Source organism: Amycolatopsis vastitatis (assembly GCF_002234595.1).
Classification (GTDB): Bacteria; Actinomycetota; Actinomycetes; order Mycobacteriales; family Pseudonocardiaceae; genus Amycolatopsis; species Amycolatopsis vastitatis.
The window spans coordinates 1-3080 of the sequence record NZ_NMUL01000110.1; the positions used below are offsets into that span (position 1 = coordinate 1).

At 68.7% G+C, this 3080-nt stretch carries 3 protein-coding genes; 1 reads left to right on the top strand and 2 read right to left on the bottom strand.

Annotated elements, in window-relative coordinates; all coding sequences use genetic code 11:
• Positions 1–1025 precede the first annotated feature (1025 nt).
• Complete coding sequence (locus tag CF165_RS54020) at positions 1026–1667, top strand: DMT family transporter (protein WP_093954547.1); 642 nt, start codon at positions 1026–1028, stop codon at positions 1665–1667.
• Here CF165_RS54020 and CF165_RS54195 read toward each other — a convergent pair.
• Positions 1594–1884 carry a hypothetical protein gene (locus CF165_RS54195; RefSeq protein ID WP_167441792.1) on the bottom strand — a complete coding sequence of 97 codons (291 nt, stop codon included), beginning with the start codon at positions 1882–1884 and terminating at the stop codon, positions 1594–1596. The two genes, CF165_RS54020 and CF165_RS54195, sit on opposite strands and share 74 nt — an antisense overlap.
• Before the next feature lie 213 nt (positions 1885–2097).
• Positions 2098–2718: a chemotaxis protein CheB gene (locus CF165_RS49605; protein WP_093954548.1), complete on the bottom strand. Its 621-nt coding sequence runs from the start codon at positions 2716–2718 to the stop codon at positions 2098–2100.
• Between the last annotated feature and the right edge of the window lie 362 nt (positions 2719–3080).

Genomic DNA, 3080 nt, shown 5'->3' on the forward strand with positions numbered 1-3080 from the left:
AGCGGTGTCCTCGTTCAGGTCCATCCGGGGAGGTATAGCACCCCGGCCCCGCGACCAGCGCCGCTGATGCGGCGACGCCTGGAAGGGGTTGAGAGGGCCCGGAGTCCGGCCGGCCACGTAGGTCGTCCGCCATCGGCCGGGCAACGAGTTCCGTCGACTCGTCCACGTCGGGGATCGAGACTCCGTGCCGCTCGCACACGGCGGCGACCAGCGGGTGGCTGTCCCACTCGTTCGCCTGACGGCTCAGGCTGGCCAGCTCGGCGATCTCCGGATCCTCGCTGCCTGCCGGCAGCAGCCGCCGCCGAACTTAACGGCATCGACGATCAGGTTGACGTGGCTTACATTGGTCCAGAACGGACCAATGTAAGCCGTGACTGCGTCTCCGATGGGCTCCGTTGCCAAGGTAGTGCCCGACACCGGGGGACACTTCGCGACACTGAAGAGTGGCGAAAATGTCGGCTGACCTGCACTTATGGTAGCGGCGGCACTTTTGATCCGTACGTATTGGGTTCGAGCCCCAGGCGGTTGCGCTGCGTGTTGCGAGGCGAACCCGCCCCGGCGGAGCTGTCGTCTCCGTCCGTCTGGGTGGGGTGGCATCTCGATCCGGACGTACCAGGCGCCGTGGCCTCGAGTCGGCAGCTGGAGACACCGGCTGTCCAGACGTCGTCCTGCACTGTCGCGGCAACCACACCGCTTGTACACGCCTGCTATTTGCATTCAGCTCACCATCCACACGATCGACGGTGGTTCTGAGTGTGCGCTTCGCGCAAAGAGCCGGCGTGGCCGCACGGTTGGCAGCGGTGACCGACCGACGGTTAGCGCCGTGCGCAGATAGAAATCGGTGATCCCCGGGGCAGCGGGGCACCGGCTTCGCCCACCGAGCCGCTTACCTCGACAAACTCGACCAGCAAGGGTTTTCCCTCGGCCGCCCATGGAGCGCCGACCACTGAACCGAGGACCGCTGTGCAGATCGACGGCATCGGGGTACTCGGCCGTCGCACGCCGGATGAGGGAGGAACCCGCCGATGACGGCGCTGAACCGGGCCGGACAGGCCACGGAACGACCCGACGGTCGCCACGTCCCAGGCGTGCACCGGGCGTGGTTCGGCCGGGCAGCGTTCGCCTCCGTCTTCGTGGCCGTGTGGAGCAGTGGCTTCCTCGTCGGCAGCATCGGTACCCGCACCGTCGCGCCCGGGACGCTGGGATTCTGGCGGTTTCTCACCGCCTCGGCCGTACTGGGAGTCATCGCGGTGGCCGGGCGCGGACGGTGGCCCCGACGCCCAGCCACCTGGATTCACCTCATCGTGACCGGCGTTCTGCTGCAGACCTGCCAGTTCGTCGGTGTCTTCGTCGCCCTGGATCTGGGGGTATCCGCGGGAATCACCTCACTGATCACCGACGCGACCCCGCTGGTCGTCGCTGCCGCAGCCGTCCCCCTCTTCGGCGAACGATTACGGCCTGGCAGGTCGGTGGCTTGGTGTTGGGGTTTGCGGGCGTCACCGCGGCGGTCAGCTCGGATCTGGCCGGGTTCGGTACCGCCGCCGGGATCGTCGCGGCAGTGGCCGGTCTCGCCGGCTCGGCCGGCGGCACCCTCTACCAGAAACGCTTCGGCGACGACATGGACCTACGGACCGGCATGTTCATCCAGATGCTCGCCGCGACCGTGAGCATCATTCCCTTCACCGCGGTCTCCGGCGGTTTCGCGCTGCGCTCACCGTCGCCGCGATCGGATCCGTCGCCTGGCTCGCCCTCGTCGGATCCATCGCCGCGTTCGTCCTGCTCTTCTACCTTCTCAAACGACAACCCGGGGCCAGCGCAACCAGCTACCTGTTCCTCGTGCCCCCAGCGACCGCGCTGGCCGGAGTTCCCATCCTCGGCCAGCATCTCACCCTGGCCGCGATCGTGGGCTTCGCCTCGCCGCGATCGGCGTCGCCCTGGTCACCCGACGTCCCCGCGAATCGGCGCCGGCGCACCTCGACTCGTCGGCGTTCGGTTGGCCTCACCGATGCAGCGTGCCGGGTGTTCGGGGACGCAGTCGACAACGCCGGTCGGCCCCTGCGCATGTCCAGCCGCGGGGGGTAACGGGGGCCGGTCCCGTCAGTGAGGTGCGGTCGTGGGCCGCGTGTGGGTGTGGACGTAGATCGCGGCAGCAATGTCGGCCAGGGGGAGGACGGCGTGGACCAGGCCGGTGCTGATGGCCGCGTGGGGCATGGCGAACTGGGTGCTGCTGGGCTGGTCTTGGGCGAACACGGTGCCGCCGCAGCGGGCGATGGCGCGGGTTCCGGCTTGTCCGTCGGTGCCGTGGCCGGTGAGGACGACTGCCAGGGCTCGTGGCCCGCAGGTTGCGGCCATGGTGGCCAGGAGCAGGTCGGCCGAGGGACGGGCGGGTGGGAGGGCGCCGGACTCGATCAGGCCGACGGCGTGCGGCGAAACCATTATCAGGTGCCGACCGGGTGGCGTGGTCAGGACGGTCCCCGGCGTCAGTCGTTGACCGTCGACGGCCTGACGGACGGGCAAGGAGGTGTGGCGATCGAGAATCTCGGCGAGTTGGCTTGGGGTCTGCGGGGCTTGGTGGAGCACGATGAGGACCGCAGCGGGAAGGTCTGAAGGGAGGTTCCGCAGCACCGAGGACAAGGCCTGCAGCCCGCCTGCGGAGGCCACCAAGGCGACGACCGGCAGATCGTGGCGTGGTGCAGGCTCGACCCGGCCGGGGTTCATGACCGGCCGTGTTGTGCTGTCACGGTCGCCTCCTGGCACTAGAAGAACACCATGGCATCCGAGGACCTGAGGCCGCAATCACCGCGATGGGTCGAAAGCCGCTTCCGCCGAATCGCAATGCTCTGACTTACCTGGCTCGCGGCCCGCGCGGCAGCCGAGTGTCCGTGATGGGCGAGTTGCGTCCGGTGCACCATTGCCGTCCCACTGTCGGCCCTGGATCAGCCTGGAGGGAACGGGATCATGCTGATCGAGCATCGGGGGCGGTGGCCGGTGGTGCCGGATTCGGCGTACGTCGCCCCGCTCGCGGTGCTCTGCGGCGCGGTGGTCCCGGGTGAGCGCGGTGAGCTCAGATGTCCTGTTCT